This window comes from Beduinella massiliensis (assembly GCF_900199405.1).
Classification (GTDB): domain Bacteria; phylum Bacillota; class Clostridia; order Christensenellales; family Aristaeellaceae; genus Beduinella; species Beduinella massiliensis.
Genome location: NZ_LT963428.1, coordinates 41,908 through 62,890 on the forward strand (window position 1 = coordinate 41,908; position 20,983 = coordinate 62,890).

15 protein-coding genes and 1 pseudogene are annotated in these 20,983 nt (G+C 63.8%); 1 reads left to right on the forward strand and 15 read right to left on the reverse strand.

Annotation, left to right across the window (positions count from 1 at the left end):
* Window positions 1–139: 139 nt before the first annotated feature.
* From C1725_RS00180 to C1725_RS00250, 15 genes and pseudogenes are all read right to left on the reverse strand, one after another.
* The gene (locus tag C1725_RS00180; RefSeq protein ID WP_346026176.1) at window positions 140–1,669 is read right to left on the reverse strand and encodes a tripartite tricarboxylate transporter permease; all 1,530 of its coding nucleotides are present in this window, start codon (window positions 1,667–1,669) and stop codon (window positions 140–142) included.
* A 16-nt stretch (window positions 1,670–1,685) separates the two neighbouring features.
* On the reverse strand, window positions 1,686–2,216 hold the full coding sequence (locus C1725_RS00185; RefSeq protein WP_346026177.1) for a tripartite tricarboxylate transporter TctB family protein: 531 nt from the start codon (window positions 2,214–2,216) through the stop codon (window positions 1,686–1,688).
* 282 nt (window positions 2,217–2,498) lie between these two features.
* Window positions 2,499–3,488, reverse strand: a complete 990-nt coding sequence (locus C1725_RS00190) for a tripartite tricarboxylate transporter substrate-binding protein (RefSeq protein ID WP_102409667.1) — start codon at window positions 3,486–3,488, stop codon at window positions 2,499–2,501.
* A 267-nt stretch (window positions 3,489–3,755) separates the two neighbouring features.
* The gene (locus tag C1725_RS00195) at window positions 3,756–5,285 is read right to left on the reverse strand and encodes a tripartite tricarboxylate transporter permease (RefSeq protein ID WP_346026178.1); all 1,530 of its coding nucleotides are present in this window, start codon (window positions 5,283–5,285) and stop codon (window positions 3,756–3,758) included.
* A 16-nt stretch (window positions 5,286–5,301) separates the two neighbouring features.
* Entirely contained in the window at window positions 5,302–5,829 is a 528-nt protein-coding gene (locus tag C1725_RS00200; protein ID WP_102409668.1) for a tripartite tricarboxylate transporter TctB family protein, read from the reverse strand.
* A gap of 226 nt (window positions 5,830–6,055) precedes the next feature.
* The gene (locus tag C1725_RS19585; RefSeq protein WP_428829567.1) at window positions 6,056–6,550 is read right to left on the reverse strand and encodes a peptidylprolyl isomerase; all 495 of its coding nucleotides are present in this window, start codon (window positions 6,548–6,550) and stop codon (window positions 6,056–6,058) included.
* Window positions 6,551–7,048: 498 nt separating this feature from the next.
* Window positions 7,049–8,635 (reverse strand): annotated as a pseudogene (locus C1725_RS19590) (hypothetical protein); the annotation flags it as partial.
* Window positions 8,636–8,851: 216 nt separating this feature from the next.
* Window positions 8,852–9,763 carry an LD-carboxypeptidase gene (locus C1725_RS00215; RefSeq protein WP_102409670.1) on the reverse strand — a complete coding sequence of 304 codons (912 nt, stop codon included), beginning with the start codon at window positions 9,761–9,763 and terminating at the stop codon, window positions 8,852–8,854.
* A gap of 55 nt (window positions 9,764–9,818) precedes the next feature.
* Entirely contained in the window at window positions 9,819–10,628 is an 810-nt protein-coding gene (locus tag C1725_RS00220) for a M55 family metallopeptidase (RefSeq protein WP_102409671.1), read from the reverse strand.
* A gap of 274 nt (window positions 10,629–10,902) precedes the next feature.
* Window positions 10,903–12,078 (reverse strand): amidohydrolase, encoded by a 1,176-nt coding sequence (locus C1725_RS00225; protein ID WP_102409672.1) that lies wholly within the window; start codon window positions 12,076–12,078, stop codon window positions 10,903–10,905.
* Window positions 12,079–12,376: 298 nt separating this feature from the next.
* Window positions 12,377–13,531 carry an alanine racemase gene (gene alr, locus C1725_RS00230; protein WP_102409673.1) on the reverse strand — a complete coding sequence of 385 codons (1,155 nt, stop codon included), beginning with the start codon at window positions 13,529–13,531 and terminating at the stop codon, window positions 12,377–12,379.
* A 412-nt stretch (window positions 13,532–13,943) separates the two neighbouring features.
* The gene (locus tag C1725_RS00235) at window positions 13,944–14,918 is read right to left on the reverse strand and encodes a dipeptide ABC transporter ATP-binding protein (RefSeq protein WP_102409674.1); all 975 of its coding nucleotides are present in this window, start codon (window positions 14,916–14,918) and stop codon (window positions 13,944–13,946) included.
* Window positions 14,919–14,922: 4 nt separating this feature from the next.
* Window positions 14,923–15,918 carry an oligopeptide/dipeptide ABC transporter ATP-binding protein gene (locus tag C1725_RS00240; RefSeq protein ID WP_102409675.1) on the reverse strand — a complete coding sequence of 332 codons (996 nt, stop codon included), beginning with the start codon at window positions 15,916–15,918 and terminating at the stop codon, window positions 14,923–14,925.
* An 18-nt stretch (window positions 15,919–15,936) separates the two neighbouring features.
* Window positions 15,937–16,872: an ABC transporter permease gene (locus tag C1725_RS00245; protein ID WP_346026180.1), complete on the reverse strand. Its 936-nt coding sequence runs from the start codon at window positions 16,870–16,872 to the stop codon at window positions 15,937–15,939.
* 272 nt (window positions 16,873–17,144) lie between these two features.
* A complete protein-coding gene (locus C1725_RS00250; RefSeq protein ID WP_102409728.1) occupies window positions 17,145–18,071 on the reverse strand; it encodes an ABC transporter permease subunit in 927 nt (308 codons plus the stop codon).
* Window positions 18,072–18,529: 458 nt separating this feature from the next.
* Between C1725_RS00250 and C1725_RS00255 the strand changes: the two genes are divergently transcribed.
* Complete coding sequence (locus C1725_RS00255; protein WP_102409677.1) at window positions 18,530–20,128, forward strand: ABC transporter substrate-binding protein; 1,599 nt, start codon at window positions 18,530–18,532, stop codon at window positions 20,126–20,128.
* Window positions 20,129–20,983 lie beyond the last annotated feature (855 nt).

Below are 20,983 nucleotides of genomic sequence, written 5' to 3' on the forward strand. Positions count from 1 at the left end.
TTATTCTATGTGAAAGAGACGTTGGGAGACAATGCTCCCAACGCCATAGGTCGAAAAAATCCGCTTTTCATGAAGGGGGAATGCCGTCATCCGTCCATCCCCTCCGGGCCCCGTCGAGCGTCCCGTTTGAGGCCGCGTCTTACGCCTTCGCGCCCGCGCCGTTTGCGGCCGCGCGCTTATTGATCTTGCGTTGGTTGAACACCGAGAAGATGATCGAGCCCAGCGCCAGCACGATGAACACCACCGCGATGGGCGAGGTGAAGATCGCCCCGAAGTTCCCCTTCTGGATGTTCATGAAGCGCACGAAGTTCTTTTCGCACATCGGCCCCAGGATCAGCGCCAGCAGGATCGGCGAGAGCGGGAACTCGTACTTGTTCATCAGGTATCCGATCAGGCCGAACGCCACCGTCACGCCCACGTCGAACACGTTCTTGTTGATCGAGAACGAGCCCAGCAGGGAGACGATCAGGATGATCGGCATCAGCAGCTTCTTTTCCACCGACACGATCTTCGCGAAGAACCGCACGCCCAGGCAGCCGATCAGCAGCATCGCCAGGTTCGCCATCATCAGCGCCGCGAACACGCGGTACACCGTCGGCAGCTCCGTGACGTACATCATCGGGCCCGGCTGGATGCCCTTCATGATGAACGCGCCCAGCAGGATCGCCGTCACCGAATCCCCCGGCACGCCCAGCGACAGCAGCGGGATCATCGCCCCGCCGGAGCAGCCGTTGTTCGCGGATTCCGTCGCCGCCACGCCCTGCGGAATGCCCGTGCCGTAAAGCTCCGGGTTCTTGCTCGCGCTCTTGCTCGCGCCGTAGGACACGAACACCGCGATGTCTCCGCCCGCGCCCGGGATCGCCCCGATGAAGGTTCCGATCAGGCCGCCCGCCAGGATGTTCTTCCAGATCGCCCGAATGTCGGAGAGCCCCGGCAGCACGTTCGTGATCTTCTCGTGCGACTGCTCCTGCTTCTCCTCGCCGTTCACGATCCGCTCGATGCCCCCGAACACCTCCGCCACCGCGAACAGGCCGATCAGCGTCGGGATGAACTGGAACCCTTCCAGCAGGCCCGTCTGCTTGTACGTGATGAACCGCGGGATGCCGTTCGTCGGGTCCAGGCCCACCGTGCACAGCAGCATGCCGAAGAACGCGCTCACCAGGCCCTTGGAGATCGACTTGCCCGAGATCGCGATGATGACCGACAGTCCGAACACCGCCAGCATGAACATCTCGCCCGGGCCGAACGACATCGCCATGCCCGCGATCGTCGGGGAGAGGAACGTCATCACCAGCGCGCCGATGATGCCGCCGCAGAAGGAGGAAAACATCGCGATGGAGAGCGCGCGTCCCGCCTGTCCCTTCTGGCACATCGGGTATCCGTCCAGCAGCGTCGCCGCCGCGGCCGGAGTGCCCGGCGCGTGGATGAGGATGGCGGAGATCGACCCGCCGTACATGCCGCCGCAGTAGATGCCCAGCAGCAGGCCGATGGAGGGAATCAGGTCCATGCCGAACGAGAACGGGATCAGCAGCGCCACGCCCATCGTCGCCGTCATTCCCGGTATCGCACCCAGCAGGATGCCGCCCGCAGCGCCCAGCAGCGTCATCAGGATCACCTGAATGTTCCCGAACACCGCCCCGTAGCTTTGAAAGAGCAAACTCCAATCCACAAGACCGCCCCCCTTCTTAAATTTTGTCCACGAGCTCCGCCAATACCTTCAGCGGGCCCATGGGGATGTTCACGGTCAGCACCTTGTAGAACACAAACCACATCAGCAGCGGCACCAGCACCGACACCAGCACCATCTGCACCCAGTTGCGCTTGCCGATCATGACCATGATGACGAATGAAACGACGGCCGAGCAGATGACGTAGCCCAGCGGCTTGAACAGCGCCACGAACCCCGCGCACAGCAGGATGACGATCAGCGCGTAGAGCACGCCCTTGTTCTTGACGAAGTTGATGCTCGCGGCGGGCGCGGCCAGCGGGTCGCCCTCGCCCATGGTCTTCAGCTTCACGATGGACTGCACCAGCAGCACGGCCGAAAAGATCAGCATGCCCGCGATCATGATCTGCGGGAACATCGCGGGCTGCACGTAGGTGTTCTTCATTTCCCCGAAGCTGAAGGTCTGCACGAGCGCCCAGATGCCGATTGCCAGGAAGAGCAGGGCGCCGATCAGGTTGGAAAACGCCTGGGTCTGGGTCTTCCTCCTCACGATGAATCACATCCTTACCTGAACATGTAGAATGAGGTTTTCCGCCACAAAAGATGGGCAGGCATTGGCCTGCCCATCTTCTGGCCGTCGGCCTTGCCGACGGCCTCGTGCAAAATGAAAACTTTGCACGAAGGTCACGGGTTACGATTTCATAGGAAGGGGAAGGCTTCCCCTTCACGCATCCCCGCTTACAGGACGACGCTTTGTCGATCCTCTGGGATGGGCAGGCGTGAACCCGCCCATCCCGGGGCTGCCTTGGCCGCGTCTGCGGTCCTTTGGGGATTACAGGCCCAGAACCTCCATCGCCGCGCCAACATCGACGAAGCTCTGCGCGAGGAACGCGGTGTACTCCTCGGCGTTCTGGTAGGCGATGGTCTGGCCGTTGTTCTTCATGAACTCCACGAAGTCGGGATCGACGACCGCCTCTTCGCAGGCCTTCACCAGCGTCGCCTTGACCTCAGCGTCCACGCCCTTGGGCACGGCCATGCCGCGCTGCGTGAAGTAGGTGATGTCGTAGCCCTGCTCGATGCAGGTCGGGATCGTCATCTCCGCATCGCCGACCTTGACGGTCGCCGGCGCGGTATCCATGACGCCCAGGCAGATCAGGTCGCCGGACTCGACGAAGGAGCGGGCTTCCGCCAGGGAAACCGTCACGCCCTCGATGAAGCCGCCGGCAGCGTTCTGCACGGCCAGCGCGGCGCCTTCCTGATAGGTGATCATCTGAATGTCGATGTCCGCGGCGCTCATCAGGTAGCCGCCCGCGATGTGCCAGACGGAGGCGTTGGAAGAACCGCCCATGCGCACTTCGCCCGGATGGGCCTTGCAGTACTCGATGTAGCTCTTCAGATCCGTGATGCCGTTGGCGGCCGCCCACTTCGCGTTGACGGTGACCGTCGCGGCGTCGGTGTTGACGCGGCAAAGCGGCTCGTAGCTTTCATACGTCAGGTCCGAGACGCCCTGGTTCTTGTACACGGACAGCTCGAACGTGATCATGCCGATCGTGTAGCCGTCGGGATCGGCATCCGCAATCGCCTGGTGGCCGATGATTCCGCCGCCGCCGGTGCGGTTGTCCACCGTGAGGGTCTGGCCCAGGGACTTCTCCATCGCCGCGCAGAAAGCGCGCAGGCAGGCGTCGGTGCCGCCGCCGGCACCCCACGGGCAGATGACGCTGATGCCCTTGGTCGGGTAATCAGCCGCGGACGCGGTCACGCTCACGCCAAAGAGCATCGTGAGGGCGATCGCAAGGGCCAGAATCTTGGCAAACTTGTTCATGGGAAATGACCTCCTCCATGTTTGAAACCCGCTGGGCCCGTCAAGAGCGTATACAGGTTTCTCTTGTTAAAATTTATCACATATTACGTATAACGTCAATCCTTTTTTTCCTCAAAAAGTCATTTTCTGCATACTTCTATTAAAATTTCTTTATTTTTTGAAATTGCGTTCGTATATATGAACGATTGCTGTCGATTTCCCCAAAACCCGCGAAGAAGGACGAAAAGGGCCGCCCGCCGCGAAAATGCGGCCTGGCGGCCCTTTGGCTTACGCCTTCGCGCCCGCGCCGTCTTCGGCCGCGCGCTTATTGATCTTCCGCTGGTTGAACACCGAGAAGATGATCGAGCCCAGCGCCAACACGATGAACACCACCGCGATGGGCGAGGTGAAGATCGCCCCGAAGTTCCCCTTCTGGATGTTCATGAAGCGCACGAAGTTCTTTTCGCACATCGGCCCCAGGATCAGCGCCAGCAGAATCGGCGAGAGCGGGAACTCGTACTTGTTCATCAGGTACCCGATCAGGCCGAACGCCACCGCCACGCCGACGTCGAACACGTTCTTGTTGATGGAAAACGCGCCGAGCAGGGAGACGACCAGGATGACCGGCATCAGCAGCTTCTTTTCCACCGACACGATCTTTGCGAAGAACCGCACGCCCAGGCAGCCGATCAGCAGCATCGCCAGGTTCGCCATCATCAGCGCCGCGAACACGCGGTACACCGTCGGCAGCTCCGTGATGTACATCATCGGGCCCGGCTGGATGCCCTTCATGATGAACGCGCCCAGCAGGATCGCCGTCACCGAGTCCCCCGGCACGCCCAGCGACAGCAGCGGGATCATCGCCCCGCCGGAGCAGCCGTTGTTCGCGGATTCCGTCGCCGCCACGCCCTGCGGAATGCCCGTGCCGTAAAGCTCCGGGTTCTTGCTCGCGCTCTTGCTCGCGCCGTAGGAGACGAACACCGCGATGTCCCCGCCCGCGCCCGGAATCGCCCCGATGAACGTGCCAATCAGGCCGCCCGCCAGGATGTTCTTCCAGATCACCCGAATGTCGGAGAGCCCCGGCAGCACGTTCGTGATCTTCTCGTTCGAGCGTTCCTGCTTCTCCTCGCCGTTCACGATCCGCTCGATGCCCCCGAACACCTCCGCCACCGCGAACAGGCCGATCAGCGTCGGGATGAACTGGAACCCTTCCAGCAGGCCCGTCTGCTTGTACGTGATGAACCGCGGGATGCCGTTCGTCGGGTCCAGGCCCACCGTGCACAGCAGCATGCCGAAGAACGCGCTCACCAGGCCCTTGGAGATCGACTTGCCCGAGATCGCGATGATGACCGACAGCCCGAACACCGCCAGCATGAACATCTCGCCCGGACCGAACGACATCGCCATGCCCGCGATCGTCGGGGAGAGGAACGTCATCACCAGCGCGCCGATGACGCCGCCGCAGAAGGAGGCGAACATCGCGATGGAGAGCGCGCGGCCGGCCTCGCCCTTCTGGGCCATGGGATAGCCGTCGAGCACGGTCGCCGCCGCGGCCGGGGTGCCCGGCGCGTGGATGAGGATGGCGGAGATCGACCCGCCGTACATGCCGCCGCAGTAGATGCCCAGCAGCAGGCCGATGGAGGGAATCAGGTCCATGCCGAACGAGAACGGGATCAGCAGCGCCACGCCCATCGTCGCCGTCATTCCCGGTATCGCACCCAGCAGGATGCCGCCCGCAGCGCCCAGCAGCGTCATCAGGATCACCTGAATGTTCCCGAACACCGCCCCGTAGCTTTGAAAGAGCAAACTCCAATCCACAAGACCGCCCCCCTTCTTAAATTTTGTCCACGAGCTCCGCCAATACCTTCAGCGGGCCCATGGGGATGTTCACGGTCAGCACCTTGTAGAACACAAACCACATCAGCAGCGGCACCAGCACCGACACCAGCGCCATCTGCACCCAGTTGCGCTTGCCGATCATGACCATGATGACGAACGAGACGGCGGCCGAGCAGATGACGTAGCCCAGCGGCTTGAACAGCGCCACGAACAAGACGCACAGCAGGATGACGACCAGCGCGTAGAGCACGCCCTTGTCCTTCAAAAAGTTCAGCGTGGCGGCGGGCGCGGCCAGCGGGTCGCTCTCGCCCATGGTCTTCAGCTTCACGATGGACTGCACCAGCAGCGCGGCTGAGAAGATTACCAGGCCCGCGATCATGATCTGCGGGAACAGCGCGGGCTGCACGTAGGTGCCCTTTACCTGCGCAAAGCCCAGCGTCTGCACAAACGCCCAGATGCCGAGGCACAGAAAGAGGATCGCACCGGCCAGGTTGGAAAACGCGAGCGTACGGGTCCTTTTCACGGGGAATCACATCCTTCACGACGATTCGATGCGGCGGGCGACGGCCGCTCTTCCTTGCTAGAATCTATCACACTTTCCAGAACCCGTCAATTCAATAGGGTTTACTTTCTGCAAACTTATAGGTTTTCTTTATATGGATTGCAAAACGCGGTTCATATATATGAACCGCCAGGACGGCAAAACGCCCCGCCCGAACGGGCGGAGCGCTTGGGGTCTTCTCCGAAGGTCAATCGACGATCTTGTCGAACGGGTACTCCGTGCCGTAGGTTTCCACGTGCACGAGCTTCATGACCTGCTCGGTCTTGGGCGCGTTGGCGGCGTCCGTCGAGGTGGAAGCGATCACGTCCACCGTGTCCATGCCCTCGAGCACGCGGCCGAAAGCGGCGTACTGGCCGTCCAGATGCGTGGAATCCGCATGGCAGATGAAGAACTGCGAGCCCGCGGAGTCGTTATTGGTGGAACGCGCCATGGAGAGCACCCCGCGCTCGTGGGAGATGGGGTTTTCCACGCCGTTGTTGGAGAACTCGCCCTTGATGGCGTAGCCCGGGCCGCCGGTGCCGTCGCCGTCCGGGTCGCCGCCCTGAATCATGAAGCCGGCGATGACGCGGTGGAACTTAAGCCCGTTGTAATACTCATTGTTCGCCAGGGCGATGAAGTTGCCGACGCTCTGGGGCGCGGTCTCGGGGTACAGCTCGCCGTAGATGACGCTGCCGTCGTTCATCACGATGGTGAAGAGGGGCAGCTTTTCGGCGGCGTCCGGGGTCAGGGGGGTCACGCCCTTGCCGGTCACGTCCGCCTCGGCCTCGTCCTTCGTGATCGTCTCGAGCGTGGCGGTTTCCACGTAGCCCTGCAGGTTGCTGCCCAGCACGGTCACGTAGGCGTACTCCTTGCCGCCCACGGTGATCTTGCCTTCCTGGCTCATGGTGACGCCCGCCGCGAGGTCCGCGATCGCGATGCCCTCGGGCTTGTCAAGGAGCTGCATGCTCTCCGTCACGCGGTTAAAGATCAGCTCCGGCTCCGCGGCGGGGGCGATGACCTCCACCGTGATGAAGGCGTCGATGTTCACGAGCTCCACCGGGGACTCCGCCAGCCACGCCTGCTCGGCGGCGCTGTAGGCGTCGGACTTCTTGGTGTCGGTGACGCTCGCGGTGAGGCTTTCCTTCATCGTCTCAAAGTCCGCCGGGCCCGCGGTCAGGTCGGCCGCGTAGCGCAGGATGTGGTAGCCGTAGGACGCCTCGACGATGCCGCTCACGTCGCCGACGTTCTTCAGCGCCATGGCGTTGTCCACGAAGGACTGGTCGTAGCTCGCGCTGCCCGCGAAGACCGGGTAGCCTGGGGCCAGGAGCTCCTGCTCCATGCCCGCGTCCTCGCCGTAGGCGGCGACGGCCTCCATGAAGTCCTTGCCGCCCTCGATTTCCGCCAGGGCCTTTTCAGCCTTCGCGCGGCCGGACAGCTCCGCGTCGGACGGCGTCGCTTCCTCCGGCGTGGCGTCGGACGGCGTCGCTTCCTCCGGCGTGGCGTCGGACGGCGTCGCTTCCTCTTCCGCCGGATCGTCCGTCTTCATCACCAGCACGTGCTGGATCAAGCGGATGCCTTCCGGCGTGTAGACGACCTCCGCGCCCGACATGTAGTCGTTGAGGAACTGGTCCTTGTCGGCGTCGTAGAGCTCCTTCGCCTCGGCGATCTTCTGGTCGTAGGCGGCCTTCACGTCCTCGTCGGTCACGGTGACGTCGCGGGTCGCGTACTCGTAGAGCATGTTCAGCTTTTCGCTGACGACGGCCGATTCCGTGAGGTTCTCGACGGTGTAGGAATTCTCGGCAAAGAGCGCCTCGACGTTCTCCTTCACCTGCGCGGTGACGGCCTCGTCGTCCTCCCCGCCCGCAAGACCCAGCTGGGCCTTGTACATCTCGGTGTACTGCTCGTACATGGAATCGTAATCAGCCTGCGCCTGCTTTTCGATCTCCGCCATGCGCTCGTCGGTGATCGCAAGGCCCAGGTCGTCGAACTTCTGCAGGAGCACCTTCTGCTGCATGATGCCCTGCACGACGTTCTCCGCGATGAAGCGCTGGTAGTCCTCGTCAGCGGTATCGATGCTCTGGCCGTAGTAATACTCCATCAGCGCGGCGTACTGCGTCTTGGTCATTTCGACCTCTTCGCGCGCCTCGCCGTAGGTGAGCGTCAGCTCGCCCGCCTTGGCCACGACGTCGCTGTCCTGCGGCTCGGAAGGCGTCGCCGCGGGCTCTTCCGTCGGCTCGGCGGTGGGCTCCGCCGTCGGCTCAGCGGTCGGTTCCGCCGTCGGGGCTTCGGTCGGCTCTTCCGTCGGATCCGCTACGGGCTCGGCGCTCTCCTCCGCGGTAAGCGCGGCAGGCTCAGCGGCCGGTTCCGCCGTCGGTTCGGCGGTGGGCTCCGCCGTCGGCTCGGCGGTCGGGGCTTCGGTCGGCTCTTCCGTCGGGGCCTCGGTCGGCTCTTCCGTCGGGGCCTCGGTCGGCTCTTCCGTCGGGGCCTCAGTCGGCTCTTCCGTCGGGGCCTCAGTCGGCTCTTCCGTCGGGGCTTCGGTCGGCTCTTCCGTCGGGGCCTCGGTCGGTTCCGCCGTCGGGGCCTCGGTCGCCTGCACGGTCGGTTCCGGCGTCGCCGTGGGGGCGGTCTGCTGGCATCCGGTGAGCGTGACGAGCATCGCCACGGTCAGGACACAGCACAGGATGATACGAATGTGCTTCATGTTTGGTTTTCCCTCCAAATACTCTTGCGCGGGGTACGCCCCCTGCAAAGAATCCCTTTCCGCTGCGGCAAACGGGCCGGGGCCCATGCCGCCTTATCCCCCATTATAACAAGGAATGGAGGACAAAGCAACGTTTTCACTGAAAACGACACGGTTTTGCCATGGTGCGTTCACATTTGCGGCGCGCTTTGAAAGGGGCCGCGTCCACGGCGTCCACAGGATAGACGCGCAGCGGCGCAGCGCGGTTTCTTCCTTTTATATCGTATGCGTATAGGATCAAAAACAGAACGCCTTCGGCTGCGGTTACAGGACCGTGAGCGTGCCCGCGTCCGCGTCGAGGGCGCACGCGCGGCCCAGCGGCAGCGTCAGGTTCGGGGTGCAGTGCCCCGCCGTCAGGCCGCGCACCGCCGGAACGTCCGGAGGCAGCAGATCCTCAAACACCTGGGGCAGCGTCAGGCCGTAATCCGGGTACTCCACCTCGCAGTCGGTGAACTGGCCGAGCACGATGCCCGCGCAGCAGGAGAGCTTGCCCGCGAGGCGAAGCTGCGTCAGCAGCCTGTCCACGCTGTAGGTCTTCTCCCCGATGTCCTCCAGAAAGAGGATGCGTCCGCGCGTGTCCAGCTCGTAGGGCGTGCCGGTCAGGGCCGCGACGAGCGAGAGGTTGCCGCCCACCAGCTCGCCCCGGCCTTGCCCGCCGCGCAGGCGGGCAAGCGGCGCGCCGTCCGGGTTTTGAAGGGGCCCGCCCTCCCCCGCCAGCGCGCGCAGCAGGCTTTCCCGCGTCGGCTTGTCGTCCGAAAGCGCGTCGCTGACGGCCATGGGGCCGTGAAAGGTGCACAGCCCCGCGCGGCCCTGAATCGCCGCGTGCAGCGCCGTGATGTCGCTGTAGCCGATGAACGCGCGGCGGCTCTCGCGGATGGCCGCGTAGTCGAGCCGGTCCAGGATGCGCGGCGTGCCGTAGCCGCCCTTCATGCACAGCACCGCGTCCACGCCCGGGTCGGTGAAGGCGCGCATCAGCGCCCCCGCCCGCTCCCGGTCCGTGCCGGAGAGGTAGCCGTATTGCGCGTGCGCGGAAGCGTCCACCTGCACGCGGAAGCCCAGCGAGCGGACGCGCTCCGCCGCCCGCTCCACGCTCTGGCCCATGGCCGTGCGAACCGCGCCGGAAACGCCCACGATGCGCACGCAGTCCCCCGGCCGGACGGGGCGAGGGCTCGTCATATGCGCCGCCTCCTTTTCATGTTTACACAGTAAATGTTGTATTCCTGAAATCCAATCAAATGACGAAGAAGATGAAGCGCAGGGCTTCGAGGAACGCGTCGGTGTCGAAGCGCACGGTGCGGGAATCGACCTGCACGGCGTCCTTATAGCAGGCGGCGCGGCGGGCGAGGTAGTGCTGCTTGAAGTTGATCTCGACGGTGAAGTGGTCGGGCAGCGGGAAGATAAACTTATCGGGGTTTGCGAGGCAGTCGGCCGCGGCGGCCTCGGCCGTCTCGCGGATGCGGCGCACGGCGAGGTTCGGGTGGATGGAGACGGAGCCGTTGCCCACGCCGGTGCTGACGGGCACGGTGTAGATGTTGGGGTTCTGCGTCTTGATGAAGTCGCAGAGCATCTGATCGCCGGTGACCATGACGACCGGGACGCCGAGCATGGCGGCGGTAAGGCTGTTGATGTACAGCTCGCTGGTGCGGATGCCGTTGATGCGCACCTCGTTGTTCTGGGTGTTCATGGTATGGGAAAGGGGGTTGCCGTCCGCGCCCGCGGCGCTATGGTAGCCGGTGAAGAAGACGCCCGCGTGCGCTTCGGTGAGGCCGGACATCATGACGAACATGTCGCGGCCCCAGCCGCGGAAGATCGTCGCGGCCTCGGGCAGCAGCTCCGGGTTGATATTGCGCGCGCTGTCGTGGGCGTCCTTGACGAGCACACCCTCCGCGCCCGCGGCGAGGATGCCCTCGCAGGCCGCTGCCACCTCGCGCGACATCTGCCTCGCGAAGTGCTCGTAGCCGTCCTTGCCCTTCTCCGTCTCGTCCCAATGGGCGATGCCGCAGGTGCCCTCGATGTCCGCCGAAAGATAAAATTGCTTCATGGGTGAAACCTCCTTTATTCTTTGGGGCTGTGCGGGGTTTTAGGGGGACGCTGTCCCCCTTGCCCCCCTGCAAAAGGGCTTTGCCCTTTTGAATCCCTTCTTCGCTCACGCGGGGAGCTCTTTGGGGGGACGCTGTCCCCCTTGCCCCCCTGCAAAAGGGCTTTGCCCTTTTGAATCCCTTCTTCGCTCACGCGGGGAGGCTTTTTTGGGGGGACGCCGTCCCCCCTTGCCCCCTCTGCGAAGGGGATTTGTCCTTTTGAATTTCTTCCTCTGCTTACGCGGGGAGGGTTAAAAAGGAAAAGGCCGTCGCCGCCTGCAGCGCCGCGCCCAGCGGCAGGCAATCCTCGTCCACGTAAAAGTCGCAGGCGTGCAGCGGCGAGCCCACGCCGCAGCCCAGGTCGTAGTACACGCCCGGCACCCGCTGCACGAAGAAGCTGAAGCTCTCCACGCCCAGGCTCGGCGCATCGCGCTGCACGACGTTTTCCGCGCCCAGCAGCGCCCTGGCCACTTCCTCGAAGCGCGCGTGCAGCGCCGGGTCGTTTTGCAGCGCGCCGTAGCTGTCGGTAAAGGTGACCTTGGCCCCGCCGCCCAGGCTCTCGGCCACGCCCTTGCAGATCGCCGTCACCCGCTCGCGGCACAGCGCCTTCGTCTCGTCCCGCAGCGTGCGCAGCGTGCCGTGCAGCCGCACCTCGCCGCACACGACGTTGGATGCCTTGCCCCCCTCGATCGTGCCCAGCGACAGCACGGCGCTGTCCAGGGGCGAAACGTTCCTGCTGACGACGCTTTGCAGCGCTACCACCGCCTGCGCGGCGATCAGGATCGCGTCCACGCCCCGCTCCGGATACGCGCCGTGGCCCTCGCGCCCCGTGAACGCGATGCGCACGTCCGTGCTGCTGCCGCTCACCGGGCCGGGCTTGGTCAGCAGCTTGCCCGCGGGGAGCGAGGGCAGCATGTGCAGGCCCAGCATCCTGTCCACGCGCGGGTTTTCCATGCAGCCCGCGGCGATCATCTCCTGCGCGCCGCCGTAGGTTTCCTCCGCGTGCTCGAAGAGCAGCTTCACCCGGCCGGGCAGCTCCGCGCGATGCGCGAGCAGCAGCCGCGCCGCGCCGAGCTGGATCGCCATGTGCGCGTCGTGGCCGCAGGCGTGCATGCGGCCGGGGATTTCGGAGGCGAACGAAAGGCCGGTCGCTTCCTGCACGGGCAGGGCGTCCATGTCCGCGCGCAGGCCGACGGTCGGGCCGGGCAGACCGCCCTCGATCACGGCGACGACGCCCCGCTGCCCGGGGTAGGTCACGGGCTCCACGCCCATGCCCCGCAGGCGCTCCAAAAGGTATGCCTGCGTCCATTCCTCCTCGCCGCCCAGCTCCGGGTGACGGTGCAGCGCGCGGCGATCCCGCACGATTTCTTCGCGAAGCGCGAGCGCTTCGGCCTTCAATGTCTGTAAGTCCATCGTCAATACCTCTTATCATAGCGTCAGGAAGGGATTTTTAAGGGACTCTCCCTTTATATTATCGATAAGTCGCGTAATGCTAAAGGGGATGCATGAAGGGGAGACTTCCCCTTCATGGGAAATCGTATCGACCGGCTTTGCCGGTCGGGCGGGGCGTTTTCCGTAGTCAAATGCGCAGCATTTGCGGAGGAAAACATCACCCGTAACATTCGTGCAAAATGAGCCTTCATTTTGCACGAGGCCATCGACAAAGTCGATGGCCAGAAAGGGCTTCGCCCTTTGAAATCCCTACCTCGCTTCACAGCGTGGGCGTCAGCTCGTCGTCCACGAAGGCGATCCGTCCCGCCCGGTAGTATACCCGCGGCGGGCGCTTGCTCAGGATGGAAATCGCCTCGTTGCGGTTGGTGTTTGCCCAGTCCGCGTACTGCGCGAAGGGGATCATCCCGCCCAGCAGCGTCACCTCGTCGCCGGGCGCGGCGTCCGGGATGTCTGTCACGTCCGCCATCATCTGATCCATGCAGACCAGCCCGACGACGGGCGCGAGCCGCCCGCGGACGCCGACGCCCGCCACGCCGCCCATGCAGCGCGGGTAGCCGTCGCCGTAGCCCGCGCACAGCGTCGCGATGCGCGAGGGGCGCGTCAGGTTGGCGCGGTCGTCGTAGCCCACCGGCTCGCCGGGCGCGACGTCGTGAATCTGCGCGATCGTCGTCTTGAACGTCAGCGCCGGGTCGCACGCAAACGGCATGTCCTCCGTGTGGCCGGGGCGCACGCCGAACAGCAGCGCGCCCGCGCGCACGATGTCGTGCTGCCATTCGGGGTAGCGCATCATGCCGATGCTGTCGCAGATGTGCATCTCCGCGACCTCCACCCCCCGCTCCGCGAGCCAAGCGCGCATGCGCAGGAGGTTCGCGTGCTGGTATGCGTCGCGCTCCCGGTCGATCAGCGCGAGGTGCGAGTACAGCCCCTCGACCCGGATGCCAGCAAGATGCGACAGGCGCGCGATCTCGTCCGCGGCCTGCGGCGTCGCCTCAAAGCCCAGGCGGTGAAAGCCCGTGTCCACCTTGACGTGCACGCGGGCGGGCCGGCCCGCCTCCTGCGCGGCGGCGGAGAGGCGCTCGCCCTCCGCGAGCGAGGCGACGGTGAGCAGCAGCCCCGCCTCCACCGCATCCCGGCACAGCTCCGCGTCGCACAGGCCCATCACCAGCACGTCCGCGCGAATGCCCGCGCGCCGCAGGCAAAGCGCCTCGCGCACGCAGCTGACGGCGAACAGATCCGCGCCCTCCGCCTGTAGCGCCTGCGCCACGCGGTACAGCCCATGCCCGTAGGCGTTGGACTTGACGACGCAGGCAAAGCGCACGCCCGGCCGGGTCATGCGCTTTGCCTCTTTGTAGTTGTTCACGAGGGTGTCCAGGTCGATCTCAATCCACGTCCGGCGTACAAACGGTGCGTTCATGCCGATGGCCTCCAAAAGATTTTTCAGGACGCGGCAGGCACGGCGCGGAATTCCCGATCCGGTGCAGCTTGCCGCCGGGATGGCCTAATCCAAAATGAAAGTGGTTATTGCAGCCCCCGTCGCAGCCCGCGCCCGCGAAGCGAGGCGCACCCGGTCGTTACCCCGTAACCCCGCAGCCCGCGCCCAGCGAAGCGGCGGCGCCCCGGTGGGGCTTGGGGAGGCCGCGGCCTCCCCAAATACAATCCTTCGCGGCGACATGCGCGGCGCGAAGGCGCGCATTCCCCGGCCGATGGCCGGGGAATGCGGACCCGCACCCGAGGCCGCCCGGGAGCGCCCGCAGGCGCGACAGGCCGAGCACCCCCGTCCCCCAGGGGGTGGCAGCGGAGGGGGACGGAGTCCCCCTTTGCCCCCGTTACGCCTTATGACACGCCACCACGTGCCCGCCGCCCATGTCGCGCAGCTCCGGGCGGCTCGCGGCGCACGCCTCGCTCGCCAGCGGGCAGCGCGTGCGGAACGGGCAGCCGCTCGGCGGGTCGATCGGCGTGGGCACGTCGCCCTGAAGCACGATGCGCTGCGCCTTCGCCGCGCGGTCCGGGTCCGCGATCGGCACCGCCGAAAGCAGCGCGCGCGTGTAGGGGTGCAGCATGTTGCTGTACAGCTCCTCCACGTCCGCCATCTCCACCATGTGGCCCAGGTACATGACCCCCACGCGGTGCGAGATGTGGCGCACCATCGACAGGTCGTGCGACACGAAGAGGTACGAAAACCCGAACTTCTGCTGGAGCTCCTCGAGCATGTTCACGACCTGCGCCTGGATCGACACGTCCAGCGCGCTGATCGGCTCGTCGCAGACGATGAATTCCGGGCTGTTCGCCAGCGCGCGGGCGATGCCGATGCGCTGGCGCTGGCCGCCGGAAAACTCGTGCGGGTAGCGGTCCAGATGGTCGGGCTTGAGGCCCACGACCTCCACCAGCTCGCGCGCGCGGTCGTCCCGGTCCTTCGCGGAGAAGTCCCGGTTCATCAGCAGCGGCTCCTGAATGATGTCCGAAACCGTCATGCGCGGGTTCAGCGACGCGTAGGGGTCCTGAAAGATCATCTGGATGCGCCGCCGGTAGGGCAGCAGCTCCTTGGGCGACAGGTGCGAGATGTCCTCGCCGTCAAAGAGAACCTTGCCGTTCGTCGGCTCGTACAGCCGCACCAGCATGCGGCCCACGGTCGTCTTGCCGCAGCCGGACTCGCCCACCAGCCCGAACGTCTCGCCGCGCGCGATGTCGAAGGACACGCCGTCCACCGCCTTGAGCTGCCTGCTCTTGCCGGTGAGGAACTTCTTGTCCACGTCGAATATCTTCTGCAGGTTCACCGCCTGCACGATCGGTCTTTCCGCCATGTCCTTACACCTCCTCGCGCTCGACCTTGGGCGCCAGCGGGCTCATCAGATGGCACGCGCAGGCGTGCGTATCCGAAAGCCGGGTATGCCCGGGCACCGCCAGCTTGCAGACCTCCATCGCGTGCGGGCAGCGCGGCATGAAGGGACAGCCCTGCGGGGGCATCAGCAGGTCGGGCGGCGTGCCGGGAATCGGGATCAGCTTCTTCTTTTCGCCGCCCGCGGCCTTGGGAATCGAGCGCAGCAGGCCCCAGGTGTAGGGATGCCGCGGCTCGTAGAAGATTTCGCGCGCGGTGCCCTCCTCCACGATCATGCCGCCGTACATCACCACGATCCGGCTGCACATGCTCGCGATGACGCCCAGGTCGTGCGTAATCATCACGATGGACGTGTTCAGCTTCTTCTTGAGCGATTGCAGAAGCTCCAGGATCTGCGCCTGAATCGTCACGTCCAGCGCGGTGGTCGGCTCGTCCGCGATCACCAGCTTCGGGTCGCAGGCGATGGCGATGGCGATCATCGCGCGCTGGCGCATGCCGCCCGAAAACTCGTGCGGGTACTGCTTGAGCCTGCTTTCGGGGCTGGGCATCTCCACCAGGCGCAGAAGCTCCAGCGTGCGGGCCTTGGCCTCTTCCCTGGACATCTTCTTGTGCAGCCGCAGCGGCTCCATGATCTGCCGCCCGATGGGCATCAGGGGGTTCAGGCTCGTCATCGGGTCCTGAAAGATCATGCCCATCCGGTTGCCCTGAATGGAGCGCAGCTCGCTGTACGTCGCCTTCGTCATGTCCAGGCCGTCGAAGTTCAGCACGTCGGCCTGAATGTCCGCGTTTTCCGGCAGCAGGTGCATGACCGACAGCATGCTCACGCTCTTGCCCGAGCCGCTCTCGCCCACGATGCCCACGGCCTCGCCCGCGTCCACGTGAAAGTCGATGCCGCGCACCGCGCGCACGAGCCCCGCCTGAATGCGGAAGGTCGTGCGAAGGTTTTTGACCGTAAGTAGTTCCATGTTCCTCCGCCTTTCCGCTTATTTCTTGAGCTTGGGGTCGAGCGCGTCGCGCAGGCCGTCGCCGATGAAGTTGAGCGCGAACATCGTCAGGCTGATCGCGAGCACCGGGAAGATCATCTGGTACGGCTGCGAGCGCAGCATGGGGATGGCGTCGTTGGCGAGGCTGCCCCACGAGGCCATGGGCACCTGAATGCCGATGCCCAGGAAGGAGAGGAACGCCTCGGAGAAGATGGCGGAGGGGATCAGGAAGGTCACGGTCACGATGATCGGGCCCATGGAGTTGGGAATCAGGTGGCGGATGAGGAGCTGCCAGTTGTTCGCGCCCGCGAGCTGGCCCGCGAGCACGTACTCCTGATGCTTGAGGCTCACCACCTGCGAGCGCACCACGCGCGCCGTGCCCACCCAGGAGGAGATGCACATCGCGATGATGATCGACTTCATGTTGGAGCCCAGGAACATCATGATGAGGATGATGTAAAGGAGCGAGGGCAGCGCGATGATGATGTCCACGATGCGCATCATCACCATGTCGACCTTGCCGCCGAGGTAGCCCGCGATGCCGCCGTAGAGCACGCCGATAATCATGTTGATGAAGGCCGTCACGAAGCCGATGGACAGCGAAATGCGCGCGCCGTAGAGGATGCGCGTGAAGATGTCGCGCCCGAACTTGTCCGTGCCGCACAGGTGCTGCAGGCTCGGGCCCTGGTTCATGGCGGTGTAGTCCTGCTGGGCGTAGCCGTAGGGCGAGAGCATCGGCCCGAAGATCGCCAGCAGCGTCATGAGCACGATCACCACCATGCCGAACATGGCCAGCGGGTCCTTTTTATAGCGCAGCCAGACGTCCTTCCAGTACGAGACGCTCGGACGGGCGAGCGCCTCCGCGTCGCGCTCCCCGCTGCCGATGGGCCGGTACAGGGAAGGGTCTAGCGTCGGATCGGTAATTCGCGTATCCAAATGGAGCACCTGCCTTGTCTTAGGATGATGAGGTGTAGAGCTTGAAAGATTGAGAGATATATAAGGAAGGAATAGGCCGCGAGGGTATGCGCATCAGGTACGCGCTGCGCTGGGCCCAGAGGGGTCAGGGGGGATTCCGATTTCCCCCCTTAGACCCCTCTGGACTCCCCTATCCCCCTTGAAGCGGCCCCTCTCGGGGGGCTGCGGCCCCCCGGGGGAGGATCGCAACTCCCCCTGGCCCCCCTGGCCTCAGCGGAGCGCGTCCCCTCCTCTTAGTCGTTCAGCTTCACGCGCGGGTCGATCACGCCATAGAGGATGTCCACGACCAGGTTCGCCACGATGACGAAGATGCCGAAGAACGCCGTCATGCCCAGGATGACCGAATAGTCGCGGCTGGAGATGCCGTCCACGTACTCACGGCCGATGCCCGGGATGGAGAACAGCCGCTCCACGACGAACGAGCCCGTCAGCATCGAGGCGACCAGCGGCCCCAGATACGTGACCACCGGCAGAATCGCGTTGCGCAGCGCGTGGCGCAGGATCACCATCTTTTCGCTGATGCCCTTCGCGCGCGCGGTGCGGATGTAGTCCGCCCGCATCACCTCGAGCATCGAGGAGCGGGTGAGCCGCGCGATGTACGCCGTCGGGCTGAAGGCAAGACAGGCCACCGGCAGGATGAAGTGCTTCCAGCTCGTGAGCCCGAACGAGGGGAGAACCTTCCAATAATAACAGAAGATGTAGAGCATCAGCACCGAGATCACGAACGCGGGAATGGAGATGCCGATGGTCGCGAAGATCATCGAGAACCAGTCCATCCACTTCCCCCGCTTGATCGCCGACACGATGCCCAGCGCCAGCCCCATGATGACGCTGACCACCACCGCGATGACGCCCACCTTGGCGCTCGCCGGGAAGCCTCGGTCGATGATCTCGTTGACCGAGGTGTCCGCCTTCTTGAACGAGATGCCGAAATCGCCGTGCAGAATGTCGCTCAGATACCGCAGGTATTGCTGCCACAGCGGTTTGTCCAGCCCGTACTTCTGCTCCAGGCGCGCCATCACCTCCGGCGGCGTCTTGTTCTCTTCCTTCATTTGAAAGGGGTTGCCCGGCACCGCATGCATCAGCACAAAGGTGATCGTGATGATCACCCAGATGGTGAGGATGCCTGCCATCAGGCGCTTCAAGATGTAACGCAGCATGTCCTTGACCTCCATCCGCGCCCCGCCCCGCCGGGCGGCAGGGGAAGCGCCGTTTACCCGCCGGCACGCGCTCCGGCTTCAAATTTTCCTCTATCTCCCGCGCGGGAGAACGGGAAGCGGCCGGCAAATGCAGGAGGAATTAAAAAAACTTGCATAAGCCCGCGATTTCCCTGAAAGGCGATGTTGATATGATAACAAGAAATCCCCCTAATGGCAAGAGGGTAACGAAATTTTAAACGGATTGCCTACATATTGCTGACCTTCAAAAACGCATTTTCCTGCGCCCTCAAAATTTGTTTTTGACAAACGGATGCTTTTCTGCTAAGATACTAGCAAGCAAATTTGCACAATCTGAGGTTCAAACTTTCAGGATTGCGCAAAACCTGCGGCAGGAAGCGCCCATTTTCGCGCCCCTTGCCGTCCGGGATTGTCTGATTTAAATAAGGAGGCTGATTTCATTGAGAAGACTGCTCGCGCTGCTGATGGTTCTGGTGCTGTGTGTGCCCGCGATGGGCGCGCTGGCCGACGCGGAGAAGGTCATCACCGTGCAGACCGGCGAGCCGGAGTGCATGGACCCGACGATGAACGACTACTCCAACGGCTCGTTCGTCATGACGAACCTGTTCACCGGCCTTTATACCTACGACGCAAACGGCCAGATCATTCCCGGCATGGCCGAGAGCTACACCGTGAACGACGACGCCACCGTCTTCACCTTTACGATGAACCCGGAGGCCAAGTGGTCGGACGGCTCGAAGCTGACCGCGTATGACTTCGAGTACGCCTTCCTGCGCACGCTGAACCCGGAGAACGCGGCCGAGGGCGCCTACGCGCTGTACGACATCAAGAACGCGCAGGCCTACTTCACCGGCCAGTGCGACGTTTCCGAGGTCGGCGTCAAGGCGCTGGACGAGAGCACCCTGGTGCTGGAGACCAACGTGCCGACCCCGTGGTTCATGGAGCTGGTCGCCGGTTCCACGAGCTACTACCCGGTGAAGAAGGAGGCCGTGGAGGCCTTCGAGGGCCTGCAGGAGTGGACGAAGAAGCCGGAAACCTACGTGTGCAACGGCCCGTTCATGCCCGCCGAGCTCAACGTCAAGAGCAACTACAAGATGGTGAAGAACCCCTACTACATCGGGGCCGACCACGTGAAGATCGACGCGATCAACTACGTGTTCATCGACACCCCCGAGGCCTCGCTGGTCGCCTTTGAAAACGGCGAAATCGACGTGCTGATGAGCCTGAACACCGACGCGCTGGACAAGTACCGCGATTCGGACCTGTTCTTCACCTCGCCCAAGCAGGGCCTGCGCTACTACCACTTCAACTGCACCAAGGCCCCGTTCGACGACGCCCGCGTGCGCAAGGCGTTCTCGCTGGCGATCAACCGTGAGATCATCTGCGACGCGATCCGCCAGACCGGCGAGCCCGCGCTGTACAGCTTCTTCCCCTACGCGATCAAGGACGCGGCGGACACCACCAAGACCTGGCACGAGGTCAACGGCGACGCCTTTGCGGAAGACCTGGAGCTCGCCCGGCAGCTGCTGGCGGACGCCGGTTACCCGAACGGCGAGGGCTTCCCGTCCGTCAAGATCGTGCAGCGCCCGAACCAGAGCGAGGTTGACGTGGCGCAGGCCATGCAGGCCATGTGGCTGAGCAATCTGGGCGTGAACGTCGAGGTCGCGACCTACGAATCCGGCGTGTACTGGGACGAGCTGGACAACAAGAACTTCGACATCGCCTTCACCGGCTACACGGTCGATTATTCCGACCCGCTGGCCATGTTCATCCTCTACCGCGCCTACAAGCCGGACGACACCACCGCCGGCTGGATTCACGACGAGTACAACAAGCTGGTCGAAACCCTGCAGGTGACCACCGAGCCCGCGGCCCGCGAGGAGCTCGCGAAGCAGCTCATGGACATCCTGGTCGAGGAGTTCCCGGTGATGCCCGTGTACAGCTACATCGCCTCGCACGTGGCCTCCGACAAGGTCAGCGGCATCGTGCGCGTGAGCGGCGGACACCCGCGCTTCGAGTACGCGGACCTCGCGCTGTAAGGCCGGCGCAAACAAAGGAATGAAAAGCCCCTTCGCCGTCAGCAATGCGGCGAAGGGGCTTCTCTTTGCGGGCCTGTAAGCGCAATTCAGGTTGCGGCCTTTGTCTTTGTATGATAGGATAAGGCCGTAGACAGGAAGGGCTGCAGGGTGGTGCCTCCGCAACGCGTCGTACAGAAGCGGAGGTGATCGCATGACTAGCTATGAGATTCTCATGGTTGTCCTTACGATCATTGGTTTGCTGTTAACAGCTTATCATTTAGGACGTAAGTAAAAGCGAACCGCCGTGTAGTTAGGCCTACAACGGCGGTTTGGGATTTCCCAGACGCTTGTGGTGGTTTTCCACCCTGGAGGATAGCAACCTTCCTGCCTACATTGTACGACACCGCCCCCCTCGCTGTCAAGCGCGGGGGGCTTCTTTTTACAGGCATATCTTTGTTGCGGCCGCGTTCCATCTGTGATAGAATAGGGCCGCAGGCAGGAAGGGCTGCAGGGTGGTGCCTCCGCAACGTGTCGTACAGAAGCGGAGGTGATCGCATGACCAGCTATGAGATTCTCATGGTTGTCCTTACGATCATTGGTTTGCTGTTAACAGCTTATCATTTGGGACGTAAGTAAAAGCGAACCGCCGTGTAGTAGCCCCTACAACGGCGGTTTGGGATTTCCCAGACGCTTGTGGTGGTTTTCCACCCTGGAGGCCAACAACCTTCCTGCCTACATTGTACGACACCGCCCCCCTCGCTGTCAAGCGCGGGGGGCTTCTTTTTACAGGCATATCTTTGTTGCGGCCGCGTTCCATCTGTGATAGAATAGGATCGTAGGCAGGAAGGGCTGCAGGGTGGTGCCTCCGCAACGTGT

Coding starts and splice junctions, on each gene's coding strand:
- C1725_RS00190 (WP_102409667.1), bottom strand. CDS start 3,488: ATGAACAAGTTTGCCAAGATTCTGGCCCTTGCGATCGCCCTCACGATG.
- C1725_RS19585 (WP_428829567.1), bottom strand. CDS start 6,550: ATGAACGACGGCAGCGTCATCTACGGCGAGCTGTACCCCGAGACCGCG.
- C1725_RS00215 (WP_102409670.1), bottom strand. CDS start 9,763: ATGACGAGCCCTCGCCCCGTCCGGCCGGGGGACTGCGTGCGCATCGTG.
- C1725_RS00220 (WP_102409671.1), bottom strand. CDS start 10,628: ATGAAGCAATTTTATCTTTCGGCGGACATCGAGGGCACCTGCGGCATC.
- C1725_RS00225 (WP_102409672.1), bottom strand. CDS start 12,078: ATGGACTTACAGACATTGAAGGCCGAAGCGCTCGCGCTTCGCGAAGAA.
- alr (WP_102409673.1), bottom strand. CDS start 13,531: ATGAACGCACCGTTTGTACGCCGGACGTGGATTGAGATCGACCTGGAC.
- C1725_RS00235 (WP_102409674.1), bottom strand. CDS start 14,918: ATGGCGGAAAGACCGATCGTGCAGGCGGTGAACCTGCAGAAGATATTC.
- C1725_RS00240 (WP_102409675.1), bottom strand. CDS start 15,918: ATGGAACTACTTACGGTCAAAAACCTTCGCACGACCTTCCGCATTCAG.
- C1725_RS00250 (WP_102409728.1), bottom strand. CDS start 18,071: ATGCTGCGTTACATCTTGAAGCGCCTGATGGCAGGCATCCTCACCATC.